Source organism: Pseudomonas sp. PAMC25584, from assembly GCF_058135675.1.
Genome location: NZ_CM176870.1, coordinates 3687608 through 3712234, shown reverse-complemented (window position 1 = coordinate 3712234; position 24627 = coordinate 3687608). Strand labels below are relative to the sequence as shown.

21 protein-coding genes and 3 pseudogenes are annotated in these 24627 nt (G+C 55.6%); 17 read left to right on the top strand and 7 right to left on the bottom strand.

The genetic code is table 11. The features are described from left to right. The 9 genes and pseudogenes from ACS5Q8_RS16915 to ACS5Q8_RS16875 all read left to right on the top strand — a co-directional run bounded on the left by ACS5Q8_RS16915 (position 1) and on the right by ACS5Q8_RS16875 (position 7290). Positions 1–282: a hypothetical protein gene (locus ACS5Q8_RS16915; RefSeq protein ID WP_177029703.1), complete on the top strand. Its 282-nt coding sequence runs from the start codon at positions 1–3 to the stop codon at positions 280–282. Next, entirely contained in the window at positions 279–968 is a 690-nt protein-coding gene (locus ACS5Q8_RS16910) for a hypothetical protein (protein ID WP_465159173.1), read from the top strand. Before ACS5Q8_RS16915 ends, ACS5Q8_RS16910 begins: the two co-directional genes overlap by 4 nt. A 73-nt stretch (positions 969–1041) precedes the next feature. Next, on the top strand, positions 1042–1914 hold the full coding sequence (locus ACS5Q8_RS16905) for a hypothetical protein (RefSeq protein ID WP_465159172.1): 873 nt from the start codon (positions 1042–1044) through the stop codon (positions 1912–1914). Continuing rightward, positions 1884–2294, top strand: coding sequence for a hypothetical protein (locus tag ACS5Q8_RS16900; RefSeq protein WP_465159171.1), 411 nt, complete (start codon positions 1884–1886; stop codon positions 2292–2294). The genes ACS5Q8_RS16905 and ACS5Q8_RS16900 overlap by 31 nt, the downstream gene beginning before the upstream one ends. Then, complete coding sequence (locus ACS5Q8_RS16895; RefSeq protein WP_465159170.1) at positions 2272–2484, top strand: hypothetical protein; 213 nt, start codon at positions 2272–2274, stop codon at positions 2482–2484. The genes ACS5Q8_RS16900 and ACS5Q8_RS16895 overlap by 23 nt, the downstream gene beginning before the upstream one ends. Before the next feature lie 58 nt (positions 2485–2542). Further along, positions 2543–2701, top strand: a pseudogene (locus ACS5Q8_RS16890) (glycoside hydrolase family 19 protein); the annotation flags it as partial. Between the two features lie 430 nt (positions 2702–3131). Continuing rightward, entirely contained in the window at positions 3132–3557 is a 426-nt protein-coding gene (locus ACS5Q8_RS16885) for a cell wall hydrolase (protein ID WP_465159169.1), read from the top strand. Next, positions 3557–4075, top strand: a complete 519-nt coding sequence (locus tag ACS5Q8_RS16880) for a lysis system i-spanin subunit Rz (RefSeq protein ID WP_465159168.1) — start codon at positions 3557–3559, stop codon at positions 4073–4075. Before ACS5Q8_RS16885 ends, ACS5Q8_RS16880 begins: the two co-directional genes overlap by 1 nt. A 2052-nt stretch (positions 4076–6127) precedes the next feature. Continuing rightward, a protein-coding gene (locus tag ACS5Q8_RS16875) for an IS3 family transposase (protein WP_095019831.1) occupies positions 6128–7290 on the top strand; the annotation gives its coding sequence in 2 pieces (ribosomal slippage) (positions 6128–6383 and positions 6383–7290; 1164 coding nt in all). Positions 7291–7472: 182 nt separating this feature from the next. Here ACS5Q8_RS16875 and ACS5Q8_RS16870 read toward each other — a convergent pair. From ACS5Q8_RS16870 to ACS5Q8_RS16860, 3 genes and pseudogenes are all read right to left on the bottom strand, one after another. After that, a pseudogene (locus tag ACS5Q8_RS16870) lies at positions 7473–8343 on the bottom strand (IS110 family RNA-guided transposase); the annotation flags it as partial. A gap of 170 nt (positions 8344–8513) precedes the next feature. Then, positions 8514–9167 carry a putative 2OG-Fe(II) oxygenase gene (locus ACS5Q8_RS16865; protein ID WP_276197606.1) on the bottom strand — a complete coding sequence of 218 codons (654 nt, stop codon included), beginning with the start codon at positions 9165–9167 and terminating at the stop codon, positions 8514–8516. A gap of 51 nt (positions 9168–9218) precedes the next feature. After that, on the bottom strand, positions 9219–10055 hold the full coding sequence (locus tag ACS5Q8_RS16860; protein WP_426100873.1) for a S24 family peptidase: 837 nt from the start codon (positions 10053–10055) through the stop codon (positions 9219–9221). 307 nt (positions 10056–10362) lie between these two features. Here ACS5Q8_RS16860 and ACS5Q8_RS16855 point away from each other — a divergent pair, with 307 nt between their 5' ends. The 3 genes and pseudogenes from ACS5Q8_RS16855 (at position 10363) to ACS5Q8_RS16845 (ending at position 12101) form a co-directional block, all read left to right on the top strand. After that, complete coding sequence (locus tag ACS5Q8_RS16855; protein ID WP_426100875.1) at positions 10363–10530, top strand: hypothetical protein; 168 nt, start codon at positions 10363–10365, stop codon at positions 10528–10530. A 166-nt stretch (positions 10531–10696) separates the two neighbouring features. Continuing rightward, a pseudogene (locus ACS5Q8_RS16850) lies at positions 10697–10912 on the top strand (transposase); the annotation flags it as partial. A gap of 1006 nt (positions 10913–11918) precedes the next feature. After that, complete coding sequence (locus ACS5Q8_RS16845; RefSeq protein WP_346429966.1) at positions 11919–12101, top strand: hypothetical protein; 183 nt, start codon at positions 11919–11921, stop codon at positions 12099–12101. Positions 12102–12432: 331 nt separating this feature from the next. On the opposite strand, the gene ACS5Q8_RS16840 is transcribed toward ACS5Q8_RS16845, so the two are convergent. Together ACS5Q8_RS16840 and ACS5Q8_RS16835 are read right to left on the bottom strand one after the other, a co-directional pair. Next, positions 12433–15033 carry a cation-translocating P-type ATPase gene (locus ACS5Q8_RS16840; RefSeq protein WP_465159167.1) on the bottom strand — a complete coding sequence of 867 codons (2601 nt, stop codon included), beginning with the start codon at positions 15031–15033 and terminating at the stop codon, positions 12433–12435. 287 nt (positions 15034–15320) lie between these two features. Further along, positions 15321–15482: a hypothetical protein gene (locus tag ACS5Q8_RS16835; RefSeq protein ID WP_465159166.1), complete on the bottom strand. Its 162-nt coding sequence runs from the start codon at positions 15480–15482 to the stop codon at positions 15321–15323. Between the two features lie 370 nt (positions 15483–15852). Between ACS5Q8_RS16835 and ACS5Q8_RS16830 the strand changes: the two genes are divergently transcribed. The 5 genes from ACS5Q8_RS16830 (at position 15853) to ACS5Q8_RS16810 (ending at position 22313) form a co-directional block, all read left to right on the top strand. Beyond that, positions 15853–17178 carry an OprD family porin gene (locus ACS5Q8_RS16830; RefSeq protein WP_465159165.1) on the top strand — a complete coding sequence of 442 codons (1326 nt, stop codon included), beginning with the start codon at positions 15853–15855 and terminating at the stop codon, positions 17176–17178. A gap of 1332 nt (positions 17179–18510) precedes the next feature. Further along, entirely contained in the window at positions 18511–19224 is a 714-nt protein-coding gene (locus ACS5Q8_RS16825; protein ID WP_426101012.1) for a hypothetical protein, read from the top strand. 73 nt (positions 19225–19297) lie between these two features. Beyond that, positions 19298–19591 (top strand): hypothetical protein, encoded by a 294-nt coding sequence (locus tag ACS5Q8_RS16820; protein WP_276197610.1) that lies wholly within the window; start codon positions 19298–19300, stop codon positions 19589–19591. Between the two features lie 111 nt (positions 19592–19702). Continuing rightward, entirely contained in the window at positions 19703–19972 is a 270-nt protein-coding gene (locus tag ACS5Q8_RS16815; RefSeq protein ID WP_247397819.1) for a hypothetical protein, read from the top strand. A 223-nt stretch (positions 19973–20195) separates the two neighbouring features. After that, positions 20196–22313, top strand: a complete 2118-nt coding sequence (locus tag ACS5Q8_RS16810) for a TonB-dependent receptor family protein (RefSeq protein WP_465159164.1) — start codon at positions 20196–20198, stop codon at positions 22311–22313. Here the strand turns inward: ACS5Q8_RS16810 and ACS5Q8_RS16805 are convergent. Beyond that, positions 22283–22612: a DUF7693 family protein gene (locus ACS5Q8_RS16805; protein WP_276197612.1), complete on the bottom strand. Its 330-nt coding sequence runs from the start codon at positions 22610–22612 to the stop codon at positions 22283–22285. The genes ACS5Q8_RS16810 and ACS5Q8_RS16805 overlap by 31 nt on opposite strands. Positions 22613–22701: 89 nt before the next feature. After that, positions 22702–24519 (bottom strand): sigma-54-dependent Fis family transcriptional regulator, encoded by a 1818-nt coding sequence (locus ACS5Q8_RS16800; protein WP_465159163.1) that lies wholly within the window; start codon positions 24517–24519, stop codon positions 22702–22704. Between the last annotated feature and the right edge of the window lie 108 nt (positions 24520–24627).

The following is a 24627-nucleotide window of genomic DNA, read 5'->3' as shown; positions in this document are numbered from 1 at the left end:
ATGGATACCGACAGCTACACCTATCAGGTGCTGCACAATGCGCTCTACAACCTGGCCGTCACCCCTGTGGTGACGGTGTCCATCCCCGGGTTTGATCCTGCGAACTGTACTGCTGTCGTACTTCCGACAGTTGCAGCTGCGAACCAATACTGTAGCAGCGCCCTGCCTTATATGACTGTTTCGCCGGGCGTTGTTCAGGTGAGAAATAAAAACCCAGCAGAGACCGATTGGTTTAGCACAAGCATTCAGTTCAGGCTTTTGGTAATGAGGTTTAAAAATTGAATTTCGGCCTATCGGTTGTAAATGACGGTAACTACGTTCAGATCGACTCAGAACAGCCAAGACTATGCGCGCTATACAACGGGACTTATCAGGCTTCGGGAAGCTCAACTGCCTACGTTACATTCCCGTCGGCGATAATAACGCCTGAGCCTCCGTGCATCTTCATCAGGAATACCCCTGACAGACCAGATGATTTATACACCGGGATGACTATTTCTGGCGGTCCGGGGAACTGGACTGGGTTTGTACTGACCACGATCAATATCGACTATAGGCCTTACGGAAAGTGGTTTGCAGCCGTTTTTGCATCAATAACAAAGGCAGATTATGGATTGAGAATGTGGGGCGCTAACAGTTCCGTGATATTCGACTCTGGCGCCACACCGGTACTCTTCACAAAGGCAAGTAGCTCGTGGTCATTCCAGGGCAAGGTGCAGATAAACCCAATTGCAAACGGGTATTACTGGCGCAACTCCCTGACCGCAGCCCTGCTCTCTGACGAGTACTTCATGATCAACCCGTTCTCGCGAGGCTTATTGACCCCGACGCACATCAACTGGACACCTATCGGCGTAAGGTTCAACTACTCCCAGTCGTGCCTACAGGTGTTTGGTATAACGGCGCTTGGCGCATGGTCGAACATGGGCATGCCCGGCGCGGTATTCGCCAGACTTCCCGGCACCTGATCGAGCGCTCACCACACTCACCAATTGATCTACACCACCCGCTATGCGGGTATTTTTTCGCCTGGAGAAAGCCATGGCAAGACAAGAAATTATTCTCGGTACGCCGCCTACAGGTCTCGGTGGCGACACGCCCCGCGTGGCGAGCTCAAAGATAAATGCGATGACCTTGGAGCTCTACCAGGGGATTGGCACGCCTTCTGCGCCGCTCGCGGTTAACCGTGGCGGTAATGGATCTTCACCATCCATCCCATTTTCCTCTATGCGGGACTCCTTGCCGCTCTCCCCGGCAATAGGTCAGGCAGAACGGCGCAGAATGAAGCTGTTTGAACCATCGACTTACGTTTTGGATATGGACGATGTGTCCACTACTCAGGTCTTAGGGTCTGGATATGTATCGACTACAACAGTTGGAACAAAGCCACCCGGCTGGACATATGGGATTTTGGAAACAATCCTCTCCCCAACAGACCATGTTCAGCAGGTCTTTACCGGGTTAAGTGGCATTGCTGGTGTTACCCATCCGAGTTTCAGGCGCACGGGGTATGGGGTAACGTCAACGCGCTGGGGACCATGGCGCTTAGTGATCGACGAGGCATCAGCCCTTTACGATCCTGCAAGTGGTGGGGTTATGTCGGCTGCCACTGTTAACGGATTTTGGGTGGCTAAGTATGCTAACGGAATGATGTGTATTCAGGGTCCGCTTGGGCTTATTGAGTCAGTGCCTGCAAACTCTTTGGTGTTTAAGTCCTTCACAATCCCTAGCGGGTTAATCTCGGTAAATTTTGCGGCCCCCGTTGTGACGTTAGCTCCGTATGTAAGTCATGACCACTTTGGCGTGACCACGTGCTATATGGAGTCCTTAACTACGGTGAGTTTTTCTGTAAGAAATGGGGCCGGTACGCAGTCCTTTGTTGCATGGCTGATGGTTTGGGGGAGATGGAAGTGATGAGGATTAAACTTTGGGCTGATCTTGTTGATTGGCCACTTGAAGCATCTATTGATGGTGATTTTCTCACTATCAATGGAGAGGAAATTGACCTCTCCGGCATCCCTGACGGTTATCGACTTCCCGGCAGTGCGGTTGGTAATAAGTTCTTCGTTGAAACTGAGTACGTTGAGCGCAAGGGCAAGACCTTGTACTTCACCCTTCGACTTCCTGTCGATTGGAACAGCCCCGAGGAATACCGCAATCCAGTAGAGCCAATCGTAATCGATGCGCACAGCGGTCCGGTAAAGTTCCCCGACACCTCGCCACCCGCGCCGCCCGTGATTGAACTGCCAGAAATTCAGGAGGGACCCGAAAATGGTGGATTTGAGCCAGCTTGAACCGATCAAGACGGCGCAGGATCTTGCGGACGAGGTCAGCCTCGACCAGGCCCGCGCATACCTGGATGAGACCAACTGGCATGCCTTCGCCCTGCTTGAGGATGGCACGCCCATCCCGGACGACATCAAAGAGTCACGCACAGCCGCCCGCGCAACCATCAACCGGCTGAGCCCTCCACCAGCGTCTTGAGTTTCTGCCGAACACCGCCACCCGCCATGAGCGGGTATTTTTTGTCTGGAAAAAAGCCATGCCGATTACCGAGCAGCAGTTGCTGCAGATCTTCCCGAACGCCGGCCGCCAAGCCGGCGTTTTTGTTCCAGTCCTGAACGCGGCCATGAACCGTTACGGCATCGTCGGCGCACCGCGTGCCGCCGCATTCATCGCCCAGGTCGGGCACGAGTCGGGCTAGGCAAACCTTTAAACCCGGCGCCATCCGTAATTAACGGCGGAAGCGGAATTTTTGCCAGCCATATTTGAACCTAAAAGTTCCAGTATCTCCTCGTAGAACGTAGAGGCTTACCCTGTAAAAAGCAGTAAAACGAGAGAATCCAAGGCGTCTGATTTTTTTATAGACCCAAACCCATCCGTGGTGATTGGTAGTTTTGGCGGGTCTCAACACGATTAACGCGTTCCTTCTGCTATGCGTAATTTGGCGCAGATGATAGCGATGTGCCCCATCTAGAAGCTGTCAAATAATAACGTTGTGGGAACTCGTTATCGCAATAGCTGTATTGCCAATATTCCCTTGGTGCTGCACCGCGCACCCAAGTTTACCTAGCTGGTTTTCACCTCTAATCCCCGCCGTTGTGCGGGTTTTTTTTCGCATGGAGAAAAGTATGACCGTAACCGAAAAAGACCGGGATATCTTGGCGCGCACCCTTTGGGGTGAGGCCCGTGGCGAAGGTATGGACGGACAGATCGCCGTGGCCTGGACCATCCGTAACCGAGTGTTCGACGGCAAGGACAAGTCGTGGTGGGGGGAGGGTTATGCAGGCGTGTGCCTGAAGCCCTGGCAGTTCAGTTGCTGGAATCAGAACGACCCGAACTATGCATACCTGAGTGGGGCCAAGGCGATCCCGGCCGCGCAGTTTGCCCAGGCCCAACGCGCGGCTGACCAGGTGATCACCGCCGCCGTGGCCGACCCTACCGGCGGCGCCACGCATTACTACGCGACCACCATGCCCAAGGCTCCGGCCTGGGCGGCGAAGGCCAAGCAGACCCTGCGCCTCGGGCATCACGTCTTCTTCAAGGATGTGCCGTGATGACGGCCGGGCAGATCCTGGCCGCGATCCTGCTGGCGATGGTCATCAGCGCTGCCGGCACCTGGCAGGTGCAGGACTGGCGGATGGGCGAGAAGCTCGCCGAGCAGGCAGGCCTGCACAAGGATGACCTTGCGGCGATCAGCAATGCCGCCGCCGCTCAAACCCGCGCCGAGCAGGACAAGCACCTGGCCCTGGAGCAGCAGCTCGCCGGCCAGGACCAACAACACACCAGGGAATTATCCGATGCCCAACGCAACCAGGCTGTTCTGCGCGATCGCCTTGCCACTTCTGATGTTCGGCTGTCAGTCCTTCTCGACGCCGCGGATTCAGCCAGTGGCTGCAACGTGCCTGCCGCCCCCGGCGCCGTCGGCGTGGTTCATGGAGCCGCGCGAGCCCAACTTGACCCAGCGCATGCTCAACGAATTCTCGCCATTACCGGTGACGGCGATCAAGGACTGATCGCGCTGCGGGCGTGCCAGGCTTATGTCAGGGCGATTAAATCTCAGGCGATAAAATAGCGATTTTCCTACATTTTTGTTTTGGTTTGCGTGTTACAACAAGCAGTCAAAAAAGGAATTTAATCATGGGACTGCGATGGACTGCGGTTACGGTACTCTTGGTCGTTTGTTGGGCGCTGTTTTTGGCGCTTCTAATAGTCAGGCCTTTCATGAGAGTCTGAAATTTCAGTATGGATCTACTCTGTCGCTTGACGCTGGCAAGTGTTATCGCGTTTTTTAGCGTATTTCAAGCCGATTGGTTGCTGCGGCCGCTGCCGACCTTCCCAGAGCGGCCTATGGACGGGGGATCATTTTGATAGCAGATCCATCCCCCACGAGACTCATTTTGCAGGCATGTCCAGGTAGCGGTTTGCCGAGCCAACTCAAGCAGAACTCATCCACTTCCACCCATGAATTACCAGGCGATTGTTGGCATCGAATTAGCTCTGAGCAGACGCCGTTTTGATCAATTCTGACGAAGCTGCGGAATTTAGATGAAGTGAAGAAAAGTAACTTGAGCCACAGCATGATGATCACCTTATTGGTAGCTATCTAGGTATAGCTTAATTTCAGGCTGAGGCCATTGAAATTTGAGGTTTTTTCTGCATATTTTGCTTCGAAATTCCTAGCATATCGGGGGCTGTTAGGCACAGCTTGCATTGGGCCAGGTCACGTAGAGTGCTGGGAAAAAAGCTATATTTCATTTCCAAAAAAATGACAGGTTTTTATGGGCAAACGATAGGGTCGCAAGCTCGGTGCGCTCATCGCGAGTCACCGTGCCGGTCTTTGTGGCGATCAGCTCAGTACCTGATCTGGTTGTATATGAGCTGCTTGGCAATCCTCTAATCTATGGCATCGCGTTGATGATCCTGTGATTTGTAGAGGCATTAGATCCATTTGAGGTCATAGAAAGCGTAGCCGCGACCCAAAAAAAAGGCCCGCGCACGGGCCAAATGGAAAACCTTCAAAGACGCAGAGGGGGCTCCTCCTAGGTCTTCTGACAGTTACGCAGTCGTGTTGACTCGTGTACCTATCGATCCTGAGGTTGCTTTGGGCTGTTCGACTTTGCTTGCAGTGCTACCGTCATGATCGCCGTCGCTATCTGCCGGCACGGCTGGCCGGACTTGGGGTTTGATTGCTGCGGGTTGAGGTTGAGTGATCTGTGTCGAACTAGTGATTGCCGATGTCATGTGAATCCCCTTAAGAAACGGTGGTTTAAGTTAATGCTATCGGCATGTTTCTTTGAAGTTTAGGGGGGGCGTTAAATGCCTGATGAATAAAAAATAATTGAGAGGATTTCCTGAGCTTAAGTTTTCTTTTGATTTGGCTGCCAAGTTAGTGGTGAAAACTTGTGATAATTTTCTAGTTGGCTTTATATTTTCTATTGGTGAATGACTCTGCTGTCGCAGCGATAGGTTGATGATCAAGTTTTTTGCGTGGCGCGATTTGAGGCGGCGAGCTGTAGCTGGTTCTGGTTTGGTGTTCGGTCGGCAGGACGCCGAGGGAGGGGTAAGTCGTTTCCGCAACCTGATGCGCGCCCCTTGTTCTATGCGGCTTGTAGGGCATCAAAAAATGCTCTGGTGCGGAAATGATGAAGACCTAAGCTGTTGATTTGTATTGCTAAGTCGGCAGTCTTGAAAACCGGCGAACGTTAATAGCGTTCCCAGGGTTCGAATCCCTGGTTTCCCGCCAAGATTCATACAAAAGCCCCGCAATGCGGGGCTTTTGTGTTTCTGGGGTTTGGGAAGCATCATTTCAGGCGGTTTCCGCAACTCCGCCAGATTCGAGATCAACGAGTCGGCTTCACGATCTCGCCAGCGCGCCTGTAGACCGTCTCCGTGATGCGCTTGTCAACGATGACGGCAGCGTGACGGAGAGGTGGGAGCAACAGGAGGTCGAGTTAGCGGGCAGGGTAGAATTTGAACCTGAAGAGGAACTGGCACCTTTCTGACAAGCATAGAAATCTATGGTCACCCCCATTTTTGCAATACTGATTAACGGGTGGTGTGTGTAGTGGTCTAATGAAACCGGACACCCTTTTAGGCGAGAATACTCGCCAGATCGAGGTGTCAGATGACCAAACAACGCCGTACCTTTTCCGCTGAATTCAAACGCGAGGCTGCCGACCTCGTGCTCAAGCAAAACTACAGCTTCATCGAAGCCAGTCGTTCACTGAGTGTTGGTGAGTCGGCGCTGCGCCGCTGGGTCGACCAGCTTCAGCAAGAGCGCACCGGCGTCACGCCCCAGAGCAAGGCCCTGACACCAGAGCAGCAAAAAATCCAGGAGTTGGAAGCTCGGATTGCTCGCCTCGAGCGCGAGAAATCAATATTAAAAAAGGCTACCGCGCTCTTGATGTCGGAAGATCTCGAGCGTACGCGCTGATCAATCAGCTAAGCGTCCATGAGCCTGTTGACTGCTTGTGCGAGGCGTTTGAGGTCGCTCGTTCGGGGTACTACGCGCATCGTCTAAGGCGGCGAACACCAGATGTTGAGCGGCTCAGGCTGCGTAGCCGAGTGAGCGAGTTGTTCACCCAGGGCCGAAGTGCTCCCGGCAGTCGAAGCATCACGTTGATGATGCAAGAAGAAGGTGAGCAAATTGGACGGTTTAAGGTACGCAGGCTGATGCGTGAGCTGGAGTTGGTCAGCAAGCAGCCAGGATCACACGCCTATAAAAAGGCGACAGTCGAGCGGCCGGATATCCCAAATATATTGAACCGAGAATTTGATGTCGAAGCGCCCAACCAGGTCTGGTGCGGCGACATCACCTACATCTGGGCACAGGGGAAATGGCACTACCTTGCGGTTGTCATGGATCTTTACGCTCGTCGAGTGGTGGGCTGGGCGTTATCAGAAAAGCCGGATGCAGACTTGGTGATCAAGGCGTTGGACGTGGCTTACGAGCAGCGTGGCAAGCCGCAAGGCCTGCTATTTCACTCAGACCAGGGATCGCAATATGGCAGCCGCAACTTTCGCCAGCGGCTGTGGCGTTATCGCATGCGTCAGAGTATGAGCCGCCGAGGAAACTGCTGGGATAATGCGCCGATGGAGAGGGTTTTTCGCAGCTTGAAAACAGAGTGGATACCAACCACTGGCTACATGACCGGCCACCAGGCTCAGAGAGACATTAGCCAGTACCTGATGCATCACTACAACTGGATCCGACCTCATCAATTTAACGATGGATTGGCCCCAGCGAAAACGGAAGAAAAACTCAAAACCGTGTCCGGGATGAGTTGACCACTACAGTGGTTGGCTTGCTTAAATCTATCCGGCGTCTGTTGGGGCATGCCCCAGCCCCACGATGAGCGTCGCGCCTGACGATCCTTAAAAAAATGTCGGCTTCTGAAGCCGATTTTTGTGTCAGGATTTTCGCCAGGCCGGTGTGCCGTTCACATCATCTGTTGTTCAGCTATCGCAAAACCTGAAGGGTGATCCAGCCTCTGCATATAGACCCTGGAACACTGCACCAACAGTTGTCGCAGGTGCTTGTCACCCCGCTTGCTGATCCCCAGCAAATTGGCCTTGCCGCCCATGCTGTACTGCCTGGGCACCAAGCCAAAGGAGGCAGCAAAGTCCCGACTGCATCGGTACTGCTTGCCATCGCCCATCTCCACAGCCAGCAGGCTGGCGGTGATCGGGCCGAAACACGGCATGCTCAGCAAACGACTACCCAGGTCATCGTCGGCCAGTTGGCCCGCCAGTTCTTTATCCAAGACCTTGATTTGCTCATCCAGATAGACGAAGTGATCGTGTAGGCGTTGTAACAATACCGTCAGACGAACGGGTAATTCATGCTCGGCCAAGACGCTCGCCAAACGCTTCATGATGGCCAATCCCTTGGGCAGGCTGATGCCAAACTCCAGCAGGAAACCGTGCATCTGATTAGCCGTTTTGGTGCGCTCACGCACCAACGATTCGCGCATCCGATGCAGCACAGACAGGGTTTGCTGAGATTCGGTTTTAGGCGTAACGAAGCGTATGGATGGACGAGAATCGGCTTCGCAAATCGCCTTAACGTCGACAAAGTCGTTTTTGTTGTCCTTGACGAAGGGGCGAACAAACTGCGGAGAGACCAGCTTGGCCGTATGCCCCATCGCCATCAGTTGGCGAGCGACAAAATGCAACCCTGCGCAGGCCTCCATCACCACGACACAGCTCGGCACATTGCCGAAAAGCCGCATCATCTGCGCCCGTGAGCATTTTCTGCGAAAGACCTCGCGACTTATCCTGGCCGTGCAGGTGGAAAGTGTGTTTGCCGAGATCGATACCGATCAGCGCTGACTCGCTCATGATGATGGCCTCCGAAAACAAAACACCCCGTGAAAGCGTAGCCCTCACAGGGTGTTGGGGGTGACCATCTCATTAGCCCGTGATCGGCGGGCTTTAGAGTCCTTAGCCTTCCAGGAGTAAGCGGTGACTAATTCACAACTTTGAATATATTCAGTTTCACTTACCCAGAATTACAAGCCGAAATTGAACGCGATAGAAACACGTGGGCGATGCCCGCTGAACAACTCTACTGAATGCATCAACCAAGAGGGAAATAGAAGCAGCATGCCGCTAGTTGCGGCAAAGCTGGCGTTGCAACCAGCACTCACGCATCCCTCTACCTTCATGCGCAGACTCGGATTGTATACCGAAGGCATCAAGCCGCGAGGGTCAATAAAACTCAAGTCACCACCTATGCTTGGGTCTTCATGACGCCCACCATCGTCTACCCAATAAACTGCAGACCAGAATGCGCCCGCATGGCCGTGCACGGAGTTGCTCTGACCTGCGAGATTGACATTCGCCCAACTGTTACTAGTCCATGGAAACTGCGCTTCGCTTAAGCCGAACTCCTGGGAATGCACAGCGGTTAATTCTGAGGCAGCTTTGCTGGCAAAATCGTGTAATTCCCGCCCCTGAATACCGCCCCACTCATTGAAGTCGCCAGTTGACTGCCATCCACCCTGGTTGCTATGGCGAGATCCTGGATCTTTCTCCATCCGCTCACGGATAATTTCCAGGAGCTGAGGATTGAGGCTGTGTGCTAACGGATGAATTATGCTTGCGACAGGAGTGGTGAATAGCCGAGTTATTTTAATTGCTTCAGGTTCAACCATGGCTTTCATTTTTTTGGCTCTCGGTACATTTGCTGGTTTGCCTTGGTGAGGGGCATGGCGCTAAAGCGGCTGTCCATTCCACACATATAGCACTCGCGCCTGAATGTAGGTATCGTCCCTTCTGATCTTTCGGACACCATGCCTCTCGTTATCAGAAATCATCTCGAAATGGTCTTCATCGAGGATGTGCAGTCGTTTGATGTGCAGGTGGCCCTGCCAGGTGAGCACATAAGTTCCTTCACCCGTGAACTCCCTGATCGTAATATCAACCAGCAGCGGATCACGGTTCTTGATCGTCGGCGCCATCGACTGGCCCCAGCCTGTCACCATTTTCAGGTGAAAGTGCTCTTTGAACTCGATGCCCATCTCGCGTAGGTGCTTAGGGCTTACCCGGATGCCCTGGAGTATCTCGGGATAGCCATGGTGTACCTCACCGGCACCCATTGCGCCACGGACATCGTAGTGTGCGATCCACACCTCATCGCCGACCGGGTCGGGGCGGGAGAAGTCGACTGTGACGACGTTACTCGACTCATCGGCCGCCGCAATAATCCTATCTCTGGCAGTACTCGACAACCCTTTAACGTTGGCAAGCATCAGCCTGACTTGGTCTGCGGTGGTCTGCCCTGACGCGTCACCCACTCCGGCGCTATCAGAATCCCCGCCAACTAAATTGATGGCTTCATCCGCCGAGATTGAATCAAACCAGCCTCTAGGCAAGCCCTCAATTACTTCAATTCGACGCGCAACGTCATCGCCCAAATTCTTTGCAGTCTTGTCAGACAGTATCTGACTCAGGTGCGCAGGAGCCATCCCCCAGCGCTCAGCGCAAGCGCCTTTTCGCTGGGCGCCTATGAGGCTGACTAGTTGCTGCTTGCGAATCTCATAAATATCCATACAGGCAAGAATGCCAGTGTTTAGCTCAATGCTAAATGTGCTCAAGGCTAAACAGTTTTTGCTGAAATAGTAGCTTCAAGCTAAATTTAACCTGTATTTAAGAAGAGATCCATGAATGACCATCTGCGCGATGGGCTCGCCAGCGCTTCAAACGAACGGCGCCAGTCATTGGCTGCCGCAGCTAAGACGACGGTAGGGCACCTGTGGCAGTTGGCAGGCGGTCACCGAAAGGCCTCGGCTGACCTGGCAGACCGTCTTCAGGATGCATCAGGTAGCGAGATCACCATTGCGGGTCTGCACCCGGATCGTGCGTACCAGCCTGAGCCAAGACGGTTACGCCCAGGCACTGAGCCGTGACCTGCACCTGTCGTGCCCGGCGCCGTCGGCGGGGTTTATGGCGCCGCGCGAACCCAACTTGCCCCGGCGCATGCTCAACGAATTAACGCCATCACCAGTGACGGGAACCAAGGACTGATCGTGCTGAGGGCGTGCCAAGCTTATGTCAGAACGATTAGATTTCAGGGGGTAAAATAGCGATTTTCCTACATTTTATTTTGGTTTGCTTGTTACAACAAATAGTCAAAAAAAGAATCTAATTATGGGACTGCGATGGACTGCGGTTACGCTACTCCTAGCGTCACGCCCATGAAAGCGAGATACCTGCCCTGATGCAGTTTGCCAAAAGACTAAAGGGTTACTGGCGAGGCATCGTCAGTCGGGTTCGCTGGCCAATGCACGCTGGTCAGTTGGAAGGAATAAACAATCGAATAAAGGTGATCAAACGTATGGCGTATGGTTACCGGGATAGCGAATTCTTTTTCATGAAGATCAAGAGCGTCTTTCCCGGTAATCCGTGAAGAACCAAAAAAAGGGCCCGCGCACGGGCCAAATGGAAAACCTTCAAAGACGCAGAGGGGGTTTGTTGCTCCTCCTAGGTCTTCTGACAGTTACGCGGTCGTGTTGACTCGTGTACCTATCGATCCTGAGGTTGCTTTGGGCTGTTCGACTTTGCTTGCAGTGCTACCGTCATGATCGCCGTCGCTGTCTGCCGACACGGCTGGCCGGACTTGGGGTTTGATAGCTGCGTGTTGAGGTTGGATGATCTGTGTCGAACCAGTGATTGCCGATGTCATGTGAATCCCCTTAAGAAACGGTGGTTTGAGTTAATACTATCGGCATGTTATTTCAATGTGTTAAGCGGTCTAATTAAAAGTCCCATGAATAAAAATAACTGAGAGAGTTTCTTGAGCTTAAGTTTTTTGTTGCTTTGGTTTTCAAGTGAGTGGTGAAAAGTTTGTGATGATTTCGTGAGCATTTGCTAGTTTGTTTATAGTTTTCTATTGGCGGATAGCTCTACTGTCGCTGCGGCAGGTTGATGATCAAGGTCTTGGCTTGAGGCTATTAACGAGTCGGCTTACCGTTCTTGCGCGGACGTTTGCATCGTGCCATTCCCGGCGGTAAGTCCCTGTTCTCTGTGTTTCGGGGGCGCATTTCAGTTCACTCTGGAAAAATCAGGCGTCCAAGCCGGTCGCGCCTGCAGCGGGTTCTGGTCGACGATCGTTGGGTTGCCCATATCCAACTTCATGCGGCCAAACATGCTGCCCACCAGAGGCCGAATACCCAGTTACGGTTCTTCAGCCACTTGCGCTGTTGGGCACGGTGTTTGTAGCTGGTTAGGTCGGCGAAGGGCTGATGTTTATTCGGGGGCACCGCTGAATCATTGGGCTAATTTGCAGTCAAAAAATTAACCCCCACAAGCAATTAGGACGTTCAAGATGAAGCGCGCAGCAGTAACACTTTTGGCCATTTCTGGTCTTATTCTGCTTAGTGGTTGCGTGCCTATCTGGGACGACGGAGGAAGGTATGGGCATGATCGTTACAGAGGGGATGATCATGGGCGGAGATACGACCAGGGCTACGACAATGATCAAGGTCGAGGCCGTGGGTACGATCGCCGATACGATGATCGCGGGTATGATCGTAATCACGGCCGAGATCGTGATGATCGGGATGACTGATTCCTTGAGTGTCCGTGGCGGCCTATAGCGTTATAGGTCGCGATTTCGTCTAATCCGCGCCACGTTTTCGAATGCGCCAGATCGTGGCGCGAGACTGGAGGCTATCGTTTCAGCCCCATGCATACATCGATTTCTCATCTGATTGGCTGGCTACCACTTAAGCGAACACCATGTCTTGGTTTTGCAAAGTGCGCTAGATAACTTGACCGGACGGATACGATTCATTTTGAAACCGACTTTTAAGATCCTCGCAGACGGTACCGTCATTAATGCCCAGATCAACGACTGCCTGATGTGCGGCCTCTGGCGAACTCAAGAATTAGTACCAAAGGCTTTCGGTCAGCGCCAACGAGCATAGTTCAGCCACTATGCTCGCTCCTCATGTTTATTACCCATTTCACCACCTCGAACCACATCAAGCTAAGGGCGACGATGCCAAACGCGAAGAGTATCAATACTGGCGCGGGTGTCACGAAGGAGAACAGCTGGGTAACAGGCGGAAAAAAGAGCGCTAGCGCCAACATGGCCAACGTTGCGAAAGCGATCCAGCTCAGTTGGGCACCAAACGCGCCATGCCCCATCCAGCGCGTGCGGCGCCATGACTTATTTGTATGGATCAGGGCGAGGTTGGCCAGCGCCAGTACGACGAAGGTTAGTGTTCTGGCAAGCTCATCTCGGTCAGACGCTACCGGCGCAAAGAACCTGATACCCGCATACGTCGCTAGAAGCAGTATCAGTAAGCCAATGCCCTGGCAGATACCACGCGTCATCACCGCGCTGTCGAATAACCGTTGGTCCTGTCGACGTGGAGGCGCCTTCATCGCATCTGGCTCAAGCGGTTCGGCCTCGAACACGACCGAGCAGGCAGGGTCGATGATCAGTTGCAAGAATAGAATGTGCGCCGGCATCAGCACCATCGGCCAGCCGAAAAGCACTGGAAGCATGGATAGGCCGACAATCGGCACGTGTACGGCCACCACAAATACGATCGCTTTGCGCAAGTTGGCGAAGATGCGGCGGCCATAGCGCACTGCGGTCAGCAACGACTCGAAATCATCATTGAGTAAAACCAGTGCGGCGGCTTCGCGTGCTACCTCGGTGCCACGCGCACCCATCGCAACGCCAATATCGGCTGCCTTCAGTGCAGGTGCGTCGTTGACGCCGTCGCCGGTCATGGCAACTACATCGCCATGCGCACGGAAAGCGCGTACCAGGCGCAGTTTCTGGTCTGGCTGAACGCGGCAGAAGATCTGCGTCGTGCCAAGCCGTTTGTCCAGCTCCGAATCGTTCAGGGAGGACAGTTCGGTTCCAGTGATCACAGGGGCATCGGTGCCCAGACCGGCCTGCCTGGCGACCGAAATCGCTGTGGCCGGGTGGTCGCCAGTCATCATCACCACGCGGATGCCTGCGGCCCGGCACTCGGCAATAGCCTGCGGCACATCTGGGCGAATCGGATCTTCGAGCCCGACCAACCCTAGAAACCTGAAGTCGAAGTCGTGCTGTAAACCGGGTAGCACCTCGGTGGCGAAGGTCGCTTGTGCGACGCCAAGAACGCGAAGCCCGTCTGCTGCCATTGCCAGGACCTGAGCCGCAATGAGCGCGCTGCGGGCGGGATCCAGATGGCACAAATCGACGATTGCCTCGGGCGCACCCTTTGCGGCAATGAGTCGCTCTCGTTGATTCGGCGATTGCCAGACCCGCGACATTGCGAGCATCTGGGGCGACAAGGGATAGTCTTCGATCAGGGTCCAGTCAGCGTGAAGGTGCTCGGTGAGCGCCAACAGGCTCTGCCCGGTCTCGCCGATGGCCGACTCCATCGGATCGAAAGCATGGCGGTGGCTAGCGAGAACCGCGTACTCAAGCACGCCGTGGAGTGCCTCCTGCAAAGGCGTGCCGACGTGAGTACCGTCCCCAGCGACTTCATACACGGCCTCCTCGGACCAAAGGCGCCTGACCGTCATTCTGTTAGCCGTCAGCGTACCTGTTTTGTCGACGCATAAGACGGTGGTAGCACCGAGCAGTTCGACAGCAGGAATGCTGCGCGCTAACACTTTCTCACGGGCGAGTCGCCAGGCGCCGAGGCCTAGAAAGAGCGTCAGTACAACCGGTAACTCTTCCGGTAGAATCGCCATCGCCAGCGTCAGGCCAGCAAGCATCCCATGCAGCCAGTCACCGCGCAGCAGCCCGAAAGCGATAGCGAGCGCCGCCGCCAGCACCAGGCCCATGAGAGCGACCCGCTTGACCACACGACGCGTTTCCTGTTGCGTCGGGGTGGGTTCCACCTCAATGTTTGCCAGTGACTGGCCAATCCGGCCCAGCGCACTGCGCTCGCCTGTGGCTGTGACACGTCCCTGGGCGGTACCGCATGTGACCAATGTGCCTGAAAACGCCTGTGCAAGCGCCACATCTATTGGTGGCGGCGCTGGATCACCGAGTGTATGAGACTGCGGGGCGACCAGTTTGCTGACGGGCACGGATTCTCCGGTCAGCAAGGACTCATCAATTGATAGGTTGGCGCAAGTTGTCAGTAGCAGGTCAGCGGGTACGCGATCGCCTTCAGCCAGCATTACAACATCGCCAACGACCAAGTCCCGCGCGGGAACGCTGCACTCCTTACCTCCCCTTAGCACTTGAGCCCTGGGGCTGGAGAGGTCCCGCAACGCATTCAAGGAGCGTTCACTGCGCCGCTGTTGGATAAAGCTGATGCTCATCACAACGAAGACGAAGCCCAGCAACATGAGGGCTTCCTGGACATCGCCCAACACCATATACAAAGCGCCGCACGCGACCAGCAGGAGGAACATCGGCTCGAAGGCCACGTCGCATATCAGGCGCAGGGCGCTGCGTCGGCGGGACGCGGGGAGTTCGTTCGGCCCGTCCTGCGTCAGACGTCGCTGCACCTCTTCCTCGCACAAACCCTTAAGCAGCGGCGAACCTGAATGAGGTAGCTCAGTATTCACAGAGCGACCTTTATGAGTGGTTGATCACGATCCATATCAAGAGGGTGCAATGGGACAGTGTGTGTCATCAGGTTCCGTACCCCCACGCCGCTGCGATACTTGCAGGCAGGCTCTATAGCGATGTGATGTCCTGCCTCGAGGCTTATAGTCGTATCGACCTCGATGCGTGCGTCTAAGACCATCATGTAATTCATCCTCCAGGTACGCTAGCACAACGTTGTTTAGTTAGACGTGAATCCGACGCGATCGGCTGCCGCGTATAGATTTCGGCACTCACTTCTTCGTCTTCATTTTTTGAGTGATGGCAGGTCCGGGTGCCAGAGTATGCCGTTTTCATCGAGTACGACTGGGGTTGCCTGGATCGGTTTTATTTCCTCAGACATGACTTCACCCTTGCCGCTATAGCGGTTGAGCTTGATGGGGAATTTAAAGAAATCAATGGGTTGCATCGCTTTGAACGCATTATGTTGTGGACTTTAGATATATGAGAAACATGGATGTCTAACTCATTTCACGCGTTCGCCTTTCTTGTATAAGCCTGAATTGTTACAGAAATGGAAAATTACTTTCACGGGAAACGAGATCATTCTTTCGGCGGGGAGGTGTTATAAGTTCTCCCCCTTAGGGGCTGCCCTGTACAAAAACTAAACCGTTATAAAACGGTGCCTCGCGCTGCGCAGTCAATGCGTTGCGACTTAGAATTTTTCTCATCTGCCATCGACTTATAACTGTTCGCTTTGACGGCCTGACTTCAGGGGGCACCCTGCTGACTGTGCACCGAGAGACGAGGCAGCTCTATTAAAAACAGGGGAACGAACAATGTCTTTTAAGTGGAATTTGGTGGCGCTGACGGTCTCGCTGGGTGTGAGTCAACTAGCCTCAGCCGCCGGTGTGGATGATCAAACGACGGCTAAGGGGTTTGTTGACGGAAGTAGCTTGAATCTCCTACTTCGCAACTTTTATTTTGATCGTGACGGTAAAAATTCGGCGGGCGACAAACAGGACTGGTTGCAGGTGATGCAAGGCAACTTCACCTCCGGCTTTACCCAAGGCACTGTCGGCTTTGGTGTGGATGCTTACGGATACTGGGGCGTGAAACTGGATGGTGGCAAAGGCAATGCGGACTCTGGCAACTTGCCGGTCAGCAGCAACGGCCGGCTGGAGAATGATTTCAGTAGCGCAGGCGCGTCGATCAAGGCCCGCTTTTCCAAGACTGAACTGCATTATGGCAACTTGCAGCCCAACAACCCCGTCCTGGCCACGGCGGGTACTCGCGCCACGCCTCAAACAGCGACTGGCTTCAACTTGTTGAGCAGCGAAATTGAAGGATTGAACCTCGACGCCGGACACTTCACCAGTAGTAACGGTCCGACCACGACCAACAATAGCCATGAACTGTATGCCGGTTATGCAAACGTGCCGGCCAAGAGCATTGACTACCTCGGCGGTAAATACACGCTGACCGATAACCTGTCCATGAGCGTGTTTGCGTCGGACCTCAAAGACGTCTGGCATCAATACTACGGTAATGCCAACTACACTATCCCGTTCACTGCCGATCAGTCACTCAACCTGGACTTCAATATCTACCGCACCCTCGATTCCGGCCAGTCCAAAGCCGGTACCATCGACAACACCACTTGGTCGTTGGCAGCGGCATACTCTTTCCTGAGTGCTCATACCGTCACACTGGCGTTCCAGAAAGTGCACGGTGACACGCCGTTTGACTATGTGGCCGTGGGTAATAACAAATCGGGTGATTTGGCCGATTCCATCTTCCTGGCCAACTCGGTTCAATACTCTGACTTTAACGGCCCAGGCGAAAGGTCCTGGCAGGCCCGTTACGACCTGAACATGGCGGCTTACGGCGTGCCGGGGCTGAGCTTTATGACGCGCTACTTGAACGGTGACAATATCGACGGCACGCACATGCCGGTCGGCAGTGCCTACCAAGCCTATGGTTATGGCGCTGACGGTAAGCACCACGAAACCAACTTTGAAGCCAAGTACGTGGTGCAGACCGGCCCAGTCAAAGACTTGTCGATGCGAGTGCGTCAAGCCTGGCACCGCGGTAACGCCGATCAGGCGGAAGGGGATTACAACGAAACCCGTCTGATCGTGGATTACCCAATCTCGATTTTCTAATCGGACGACTACCGGCCAAGCCCGAAGGACACAATGCTATGACGGCCAGTTTCAGCCCTGCTGAAGCTGGCCGTTTTGTTTGTATAAAGCGCTCTATGTCTGGGTCTGCACTACGAGGTTTAGGCCCCCGTTTTTGGAGCCTAAACCTGCGGATTGTTACGCGGTTGTGTTGATTCGTGTACCGACCGACCCTGAGGTCGCCTTGGTCTGTTCTACTTCGCCTGGTCTGCTACCGTCAGTATCGCCATCACTGTCTACCATCGGAGCGGGGGGCGCTTGGCGCGGAGTGACTATCGCTTGAGGTAAATTGGCTTGAGTTGAGCCGTTGATTGCAGATGTCATGTTGATTTCCTTAAGCAGCTGTAAATTGAGTTAATACTATCGGTACCGTTGTTTGATAGTTGATGTGAAAGCAATGCAATTAAAATAATTGAGAGTGCTTCCCATGCTTAAGGAAGTTGATTGGTTTTGAACCGTGTGAAGTGTGAAAATATTGTGATATTGATGTGAGTGAGCTGCGTGTTTATAAGTATGTATGCAAAGAGGCATGGTGAAACAAAAGCAGTCTGCTTTTGAGTGCGAATGTCTTTTGTTCTATGCCTTTGGATGGGGGCTTGAAGGGGGAGGTGAGCACCTGTTGATAAATGGTTTGTTTAGCCAGGTTAGGTTTATCTCTTCAGTTTCAACCCATTTTCCGCCAGGATGTCGAGCGCACGTCTTGAATCCTATACAGCAACCGCTGTTATCGATCAAAACGTAATTTTTGTAATGGTGACGCGGCGAGAATAGACCAAAACAGAACGCCATGATCGAGCACCTCGTTCGGAATAGCTGAGTATCTTTCTCAGTTTAGAGCCGATACGTCAGGGGTGTAACGATCTGGCAGGCAGCATGCTCATCAATTTTATGTTTTTGTTAATTGTATTCAATCTCGTTTCTATTGATTTGAGTGGTTTCGGTGTCACTTCGGTCGTCGAGCCGGCGCTCAGCGCCCTCGTTTCCCGTTTGAACCGACACAGCAGGTGCCTTGCAGGAAACGGTATTTAAATTTGCGGGGTTTGCAGGGGCTTAAATATTTAAAGGCCTGTCTTTTGTAGTTATGAATAAACCGCTCGGTATCAGGTTTTTATTGGGTAATCCTGCGGGTCGCGATACGCACTAACATGCGCTGGGCACTTCTCATGAAATTCAGGGCTTTCTGTTGCCTAATCCCGCACTTTTTCGGATTTTTCGGATCTATCTCTGTCCCAGCCACACCCATACTGCGTGTGGACATAAGAACTAGACCTGGTGCAGATGAAGCATACGTTCCCGCCTTTTATCCCCCGATGGATGAGCCGCCCGCTTTGGCTGGTTGTCGTGTTCATGCTCTGCACCACCGCTTGCAGCCAGCAACAGGGGCGGGATATCGCCAGGCAGTTCAGCGATGGCAAACCTGATGAGTTCTTCCAGACCAGTGTCGATCGCATGGCCACCCTGGGCATGCGCGATAACCTGCAAAGTCTGTATCTGCTGATGAATAAGCTGTACCTGCGTAACCCCAACCAGTGGCGCCAGTCGGGTTATCCGGACGCGGTGAGTGCTTCGCGGGAAATCCGTCAGGCCATCGAGAACCGCCAACCGCTGCCTGCCCTGGGGGACCGACGTGATCTGGCGGCCCTGAGCTATTCCTTGAGCCCAGAGTTTCGTGGCGACCGGGTCGGGGCGTTTATCTATGCGATTGGCAGCATGCTGGTGACCGCGCATGGCGGGCGCACCCAGTTCTATATCTCTGACTCGATCGACCCGCAATTCGTCAGCAACGCTGCGCGCAATATCGAAAAGGCCACCTGGCTGCTCAGCCAGCGTCAGGACGCCAACGGCGTGCTGCTGCTGTTTTCCAACGAGATCTCGGAAGAGGGCAGTAACCTCAGCTTCGCCGTCGAGTTCGGCAAGATCGTCGCGCGTCTCGACCTGCTGACCCAGATGCTCGATGAGCGCTACCGACGTATGGGCGTCAATTATGCGCAAAGCCTGTTGCTGATGAATTTCCTGCCGGTGCAGTGAGCGTTGACGTTGCCCGGTTTGAATCCCCAGGCCCGCGTGGATCGCTGGTAGCATCATCGCCAGATTTCTTCGGGTGTCAGGGGTAACCCTGCAGATCAACAGCGAGCGTGCCGCCACAGCATGCGGTTTGGTGGCGATTCTCCTGTGGAGCACTGCCGCTGGATTGATCCGCAGTGTCAGTGAACGCTTCGGCCCGTTGGGTGGCGCGGCGTTGATCTCCACACTGGGGCCGGTGTTGGCCTCGGCGTTCGCCGCGCTGTGGTTGGGGGCTCACCTCACCGCGCAATTCTGGCAGGGCGCCGTGCTGGTGACGGCCGGCTCGCTGATGTGCTGGCAAGCCACTCGGCAGCGTCGACAGGGCGGTTGAGTGCGGAGTTTCCGTTTCCTCTGTAGGAAGTGCCCTATCTTGCACTGCACTGCTTGAAACGCCCACCCGTCGGCAATAGCCTCGGACTTTTCTTAAATATGAGGCCCTACCTTGGGTAAGCGAAAAACGGTTTGGCCCACGGATCGCGAAATTCGTCTGCGATTTATCCTGTTTGCGGTGATTGACGCCGCAAGTGTTCAAGGTGTCTCTGCCGACCTGTTGTTACAGGCGCACAAACTGCTGCAGGAGTCGCCGACCGAAGCCCAGTTTCGCGACGCCCTCAGCGCGATTCTGGCCACCGATGAAATGTACGGCTTCCGGTTCCCGGCGGGCTCGGAGGCGGATGATTTCATGCGGGCGTTGGAGCCCGCCGCTGACTAGGGAGCCGCCAGGGCTTCTTTTGCAATGATTGGAGTGCTTATTTCCTTTCGGCTGGTCGCGACTCCCCAATCCCATGGCGTTTAAAAACAGGCAGGGTCCGATGCTGTTGTAGGAAGGCTCCGGTTCGTTAATAAAGCGTGACCTGGCGAGCATCCCTGTCTTCCCATCACAGTTCGCGTGCCTGGCCTGGCCTTCACGCCCCCGCATTCCAAGGACCCGCCCCATGCTGCTGCGCCAACCTCCGCTGCTTTTTGCCGCCCTGACCCTCAGCTCCCTTGTGCAGGCCGAAGACCTGCAATTGGCGCCGATCGAAGTCACCACCCGTGAAGCCAGCGCGGGTGAAGTGGCGCAGGCGCAGCTCAAGAGCGTGCCCGGCGGTACCAATTACATTGACATGGGCAGCGTGCAACAGGGACGGGTGAGCACCAACGAGGACGTGTTCAAGTACCAGGCCGGGGTGTACGCCAAGGCGGCGAATAATGAAGGGGTAAAGCTCTCGATTCGTGGCTCGGGCCTGAATCGCAGCCCCGGCGCCCATGCTTCCGGGTTGTACGAGATGCTCGACGGCTTGCCGCTCACAGGCCCCGGCGGTACGCCTTATGAACTCAAGGACCCCTTGTGGCAAAGCCGCGTCGAGGTGCTGCGCGGCGCCAACGGTTTTGACCAGGGCGCGCTGGCCCTGGGTGGGGCGGTCAACTACGTGACCCACACCGGGTACGACGCACCCAAGTTGCAAGTGCGCTATGAAGCGGGCAGCCGTGGCTATGCCCAGCGCGAGATCAGTTCGGGCCAGGTGCTGGGGGACGCCGACTACTACATCAGCCTCACCGATTCCGAATCCGACGGCTATCAGCAGCAGAGCGCCGGCACGGGCAAGGGCATCGCGGCCAACTTCGGCTACCGTTTCAACCCGCAGCTGGAGACGCGTTTCTACGTGCGCTACCGCGAAACCACCAACGATACGCCGGGCAAGCTCACGCGCTACCAGATCAGCCACGATCCGCGTGCCGCCAACAGCCTCAACGCCGCCCGCGACTCAAAACGCCTGCAACCGGGCTCCACCTGGCTCGCCAACAAGACCACGTTGCAGCTCGACGACAATTCCCGGATCGAAGTTGGCCTGGCCTATCACGACTACCCGATGGACCTGCGCGAAGGCACCAATCGACTGAAAGTCGCCTACACCGATATCAGCGGCACGCTGAACTACATTCGCCAGGACACGCTGTTCGGCCACGACAGCAAAACCACGATCGGCTTGCGCACCACCCAGGCGATGCCGAACAACGGCGCGTCGGAATACGTGCGCATTCCTGTCGGCAATACCGCAGGCTACGCCCCTGGCACCAAGACCCGCGACTACAGCTACCTGGGCTCCGACACCGTGCTGCACATCGGCAACGACCTGGAACTGGTCCCGGACCTGTGGCTGACCACCGGCCTGGCCGCGATCTACACCCGCCGCGAAACCCAGGTGACCTATCCCGATGGCCAGGCGCCGCTCAGTCAACATGACTGGGACTACGCGCCGCGTATCGGCCTGCGCTATGACTTCACCCCACAATTGCAGGTGTACGGCAACCTGAGCCGATCGGTCGAACCGCCGCATGCCTGGTCGATGATCTGGGGCTCCAACAAATACTTCGGGCCAGGCAGCGGCCCGGCGACCGGACTGCAACGCGAAGGCGTGAGCTTGAAAAACCAGACCGCCACCACGCTGGAAGTCGGTGGTCGGGGTGATGCGTGGTTCGGCCAATGGGACCTGGCGCTGTACCGCTCCGAAGTGCGCCACGAGTTGCTCACCGTCGAAACCCAGGCCCAGACCCCTACCAGCAATGCGATCCTCGCCGAATCCAACGCCAGCCCCACGGTTCACCAAGGCGTCGAACTGAGCCTGCTCAGCCCGCTGTGGGACGGCGGCCGCAGCGGTAAGCTCGCCCTGCGCCAGGCCTACACCTTCAGCGACTTCCACTACCGCGACGATGAGCGCTTTGGCGACAACACCTTGCCGGGCATTCCCAAGCACTACTACCAGGCGCAACTGCGCTATAGCCATCCGACCGGCTTCTACACCAGCCTCAACACCGAGCACTCCTCGCGTGTGGCGGTGGACTACGCCAATTCCTACTACGCGACGGCCTATACCTTACTCGGCGCGACCTTCGGCTACGACGCCCCGCAGCAGGACTGGCAAGCCTGGGTCGACCTGCGCAACCTGACCAACCGCCGCTACGCCAACACAGTCACGCCCGGTTACAACGATAACGGCCTGGACGCCGCCCGCTCCACGCCTGGGGATGGTCGGGGCATTTACACCGGCGTGTCGTGGAGCTGGCGTTGAGACACCGACAACAGGCGCTCGACTTGCGCCTGCTCCCACATACTCATCAATGCCACCGGATTGGTGCCGTAGCGTTGCCAACTGTCCAATGACCCATTCCGCCCGTCGGGTGAGCGGCAGTGCTGGCAGCCCACCAGCACCGCGCCTTGGATCAGCAGCACTACCTGCCAGCCGTCGATTTCCACGCTCACCGTGTCATCCACTGCCGCGCAGGCGCTGATGACCCGCGTTTCCAGGGCCATATCCTTGAGCACTTGATAAGCCTCCCGTGCAGAAACGGTGGCGGCGCTTGCGGTCATCGGCAGTGTCCTCGTGATGGAGCGGCGAAGTGTCGCGTGTGGACGGGGCGGTTTCAAGTCCGAGGTGGCCCTGTCTCAATCGCGTTTGTTCAGTCATTGCCTTGGCGCAGGCGCTTGTACAGCGTGTTGCGGCTCACTCCGAGTTCCCGCGCAAGGTGGGAAATATTCCCGCCCGCCGCTTTCAAGCGCAGCGTCAGATCGACGCTGTCATCCAGAGACGCGCTGGCGGGCAGCGGCGCCGTCACGTTCAGATCCACGAAGAAATCATCCGGCAGATGCTCCGGACGGATCGCCTGCCCCTCGGCCATGGCCAACGCCACCTGCAACACACTGCTGACCTGGCGCAAATTGCCCGGCCACGGGTGCTGCTCGAACAACGCCAGCACCTCGGCGCTCAGCCCGGCACATTGGGTCGGTTCGCGGTGTTGCTGCCACAGGTGTTGGAATAGCGCCTGCTTGTCAGTGCGCTCGCGCAGTGGCGGCAGCTCCAGGGTCAATCCGCCAATGCGGTAGTACAAATCCTCGCGAAAGCGCCCGGCCTGCACCTGCTCGCGTAGTACATGGTTGGTGGCGGAAATGATGCGCAAATCCACCGGGAACAGTTCGCTGCTGCCCACCGGTTGCACGCAGCGCTCCTGCAAGACCCGCAGCAAGCGGGCCTGGGTCGGCAGTGGCATATCGCCGATCTCGTCGAGAAACAGTGTGCCCTTGTCGGCCTTGCGGATCAGGCCGATGCTGCCTTTTTGATTTGCACCGGTAAACGCGCCTTTTTCGTAGCCGAACAGTTCCGATTCCACCAGTTCAGCGGGAATCGCCGCACAGTTCACCGCGATAAACGCCTGTTGGCTGCGCGAACTGGCCTGGTGCAGGGCTTTGACGAACACCTCTTTGCCCACGCCGGTTTCACCGTGGATCAGCAGCGGAATGTCCTTTTCCAGCAGGCGTTCGGCCTGGCGCACGGCCTTTTCCACGCGCACATCGCCGAAATGCAGGGTGTTGAGGCTGATCGATGCGGCTTTAGGCGGCGCCGGTTGGCTGAAAACGCGTGCGTGTATCGGCATCTGCTTGGGCCGCTTCAATAAACACTGGAAGCGATTGCGGCCTGCCGCCTGCAAGGAAAACGGCAAACCCTGCGGCTGATTCAGTAACTCCAGCATCGACACCTTGAACAAGCGGTCGATCATCACCCGCGACAGGCTGATGCCCAGCAAATTGTCGGCGCGCCGATTGGCCGACAACACCTGGCCGCTTTCATCAAAGATCAGCAGGCCCGCCCATTGACTGTCGAGGTTGTTCAGCCCGGTGTTGAAGGTCAGTTGGAAATGCTCGCCGCGAAACAGGTTGAGGATCAGCCGGTTTTCCACGGTCTGGCTCATCATCTTGACCATGCCCAGGGTGTGGGAGGGCGGCAGGTAGCTGTCGCTGGACACGTCCAGCACCGCGATGATTTCGCGCTGGGCGTCGAAGATCGGCGCCGCCGAGCCGGTCATGAAGCGGTTGGCCTTGAGGAAGTGCTCATCGTGTTCGATATGCACCGCCTGGGCGCAGGCCAACGCTGTGCCGATGGCATTGGTGCCACTGGAGCGCTCCATCCAACTGGCGCCGGCGCTGAAACCACGGGCCAACTTGGGTTCGATGAAGCGTTGGGTGCCCCACGACGTCAACACCTGGCCCTGGTTGTCGGCCAGCATGATCAGACAGTTGGAGTTGCTCAGGATGTTCTCGTAGTAAGGCAATACTTCCTGGTGGGTGGTCTGCACCAAGGAATGCTGGCTCTCCAGCAATTGGCTAATGCCCTCGGCGGGCAGTTGGTCAAAGCTGGGTGGGCTCAGATGGTCCAGGCCGAACGCGCGGCAGCGGCGCCAGGAGTCCTGGATGAGGGTGTCGTGAGTCAGCGGTTCGGCCATGGAGACCTTCTTTTTATTGTTTTGGGGTCTTGCACAATCTAACGGATGTAACCAAGTCAATGTCGAAGGGGCGGTGTTCAGTAAATCGGGTTAAAACAGTGTTGTTCA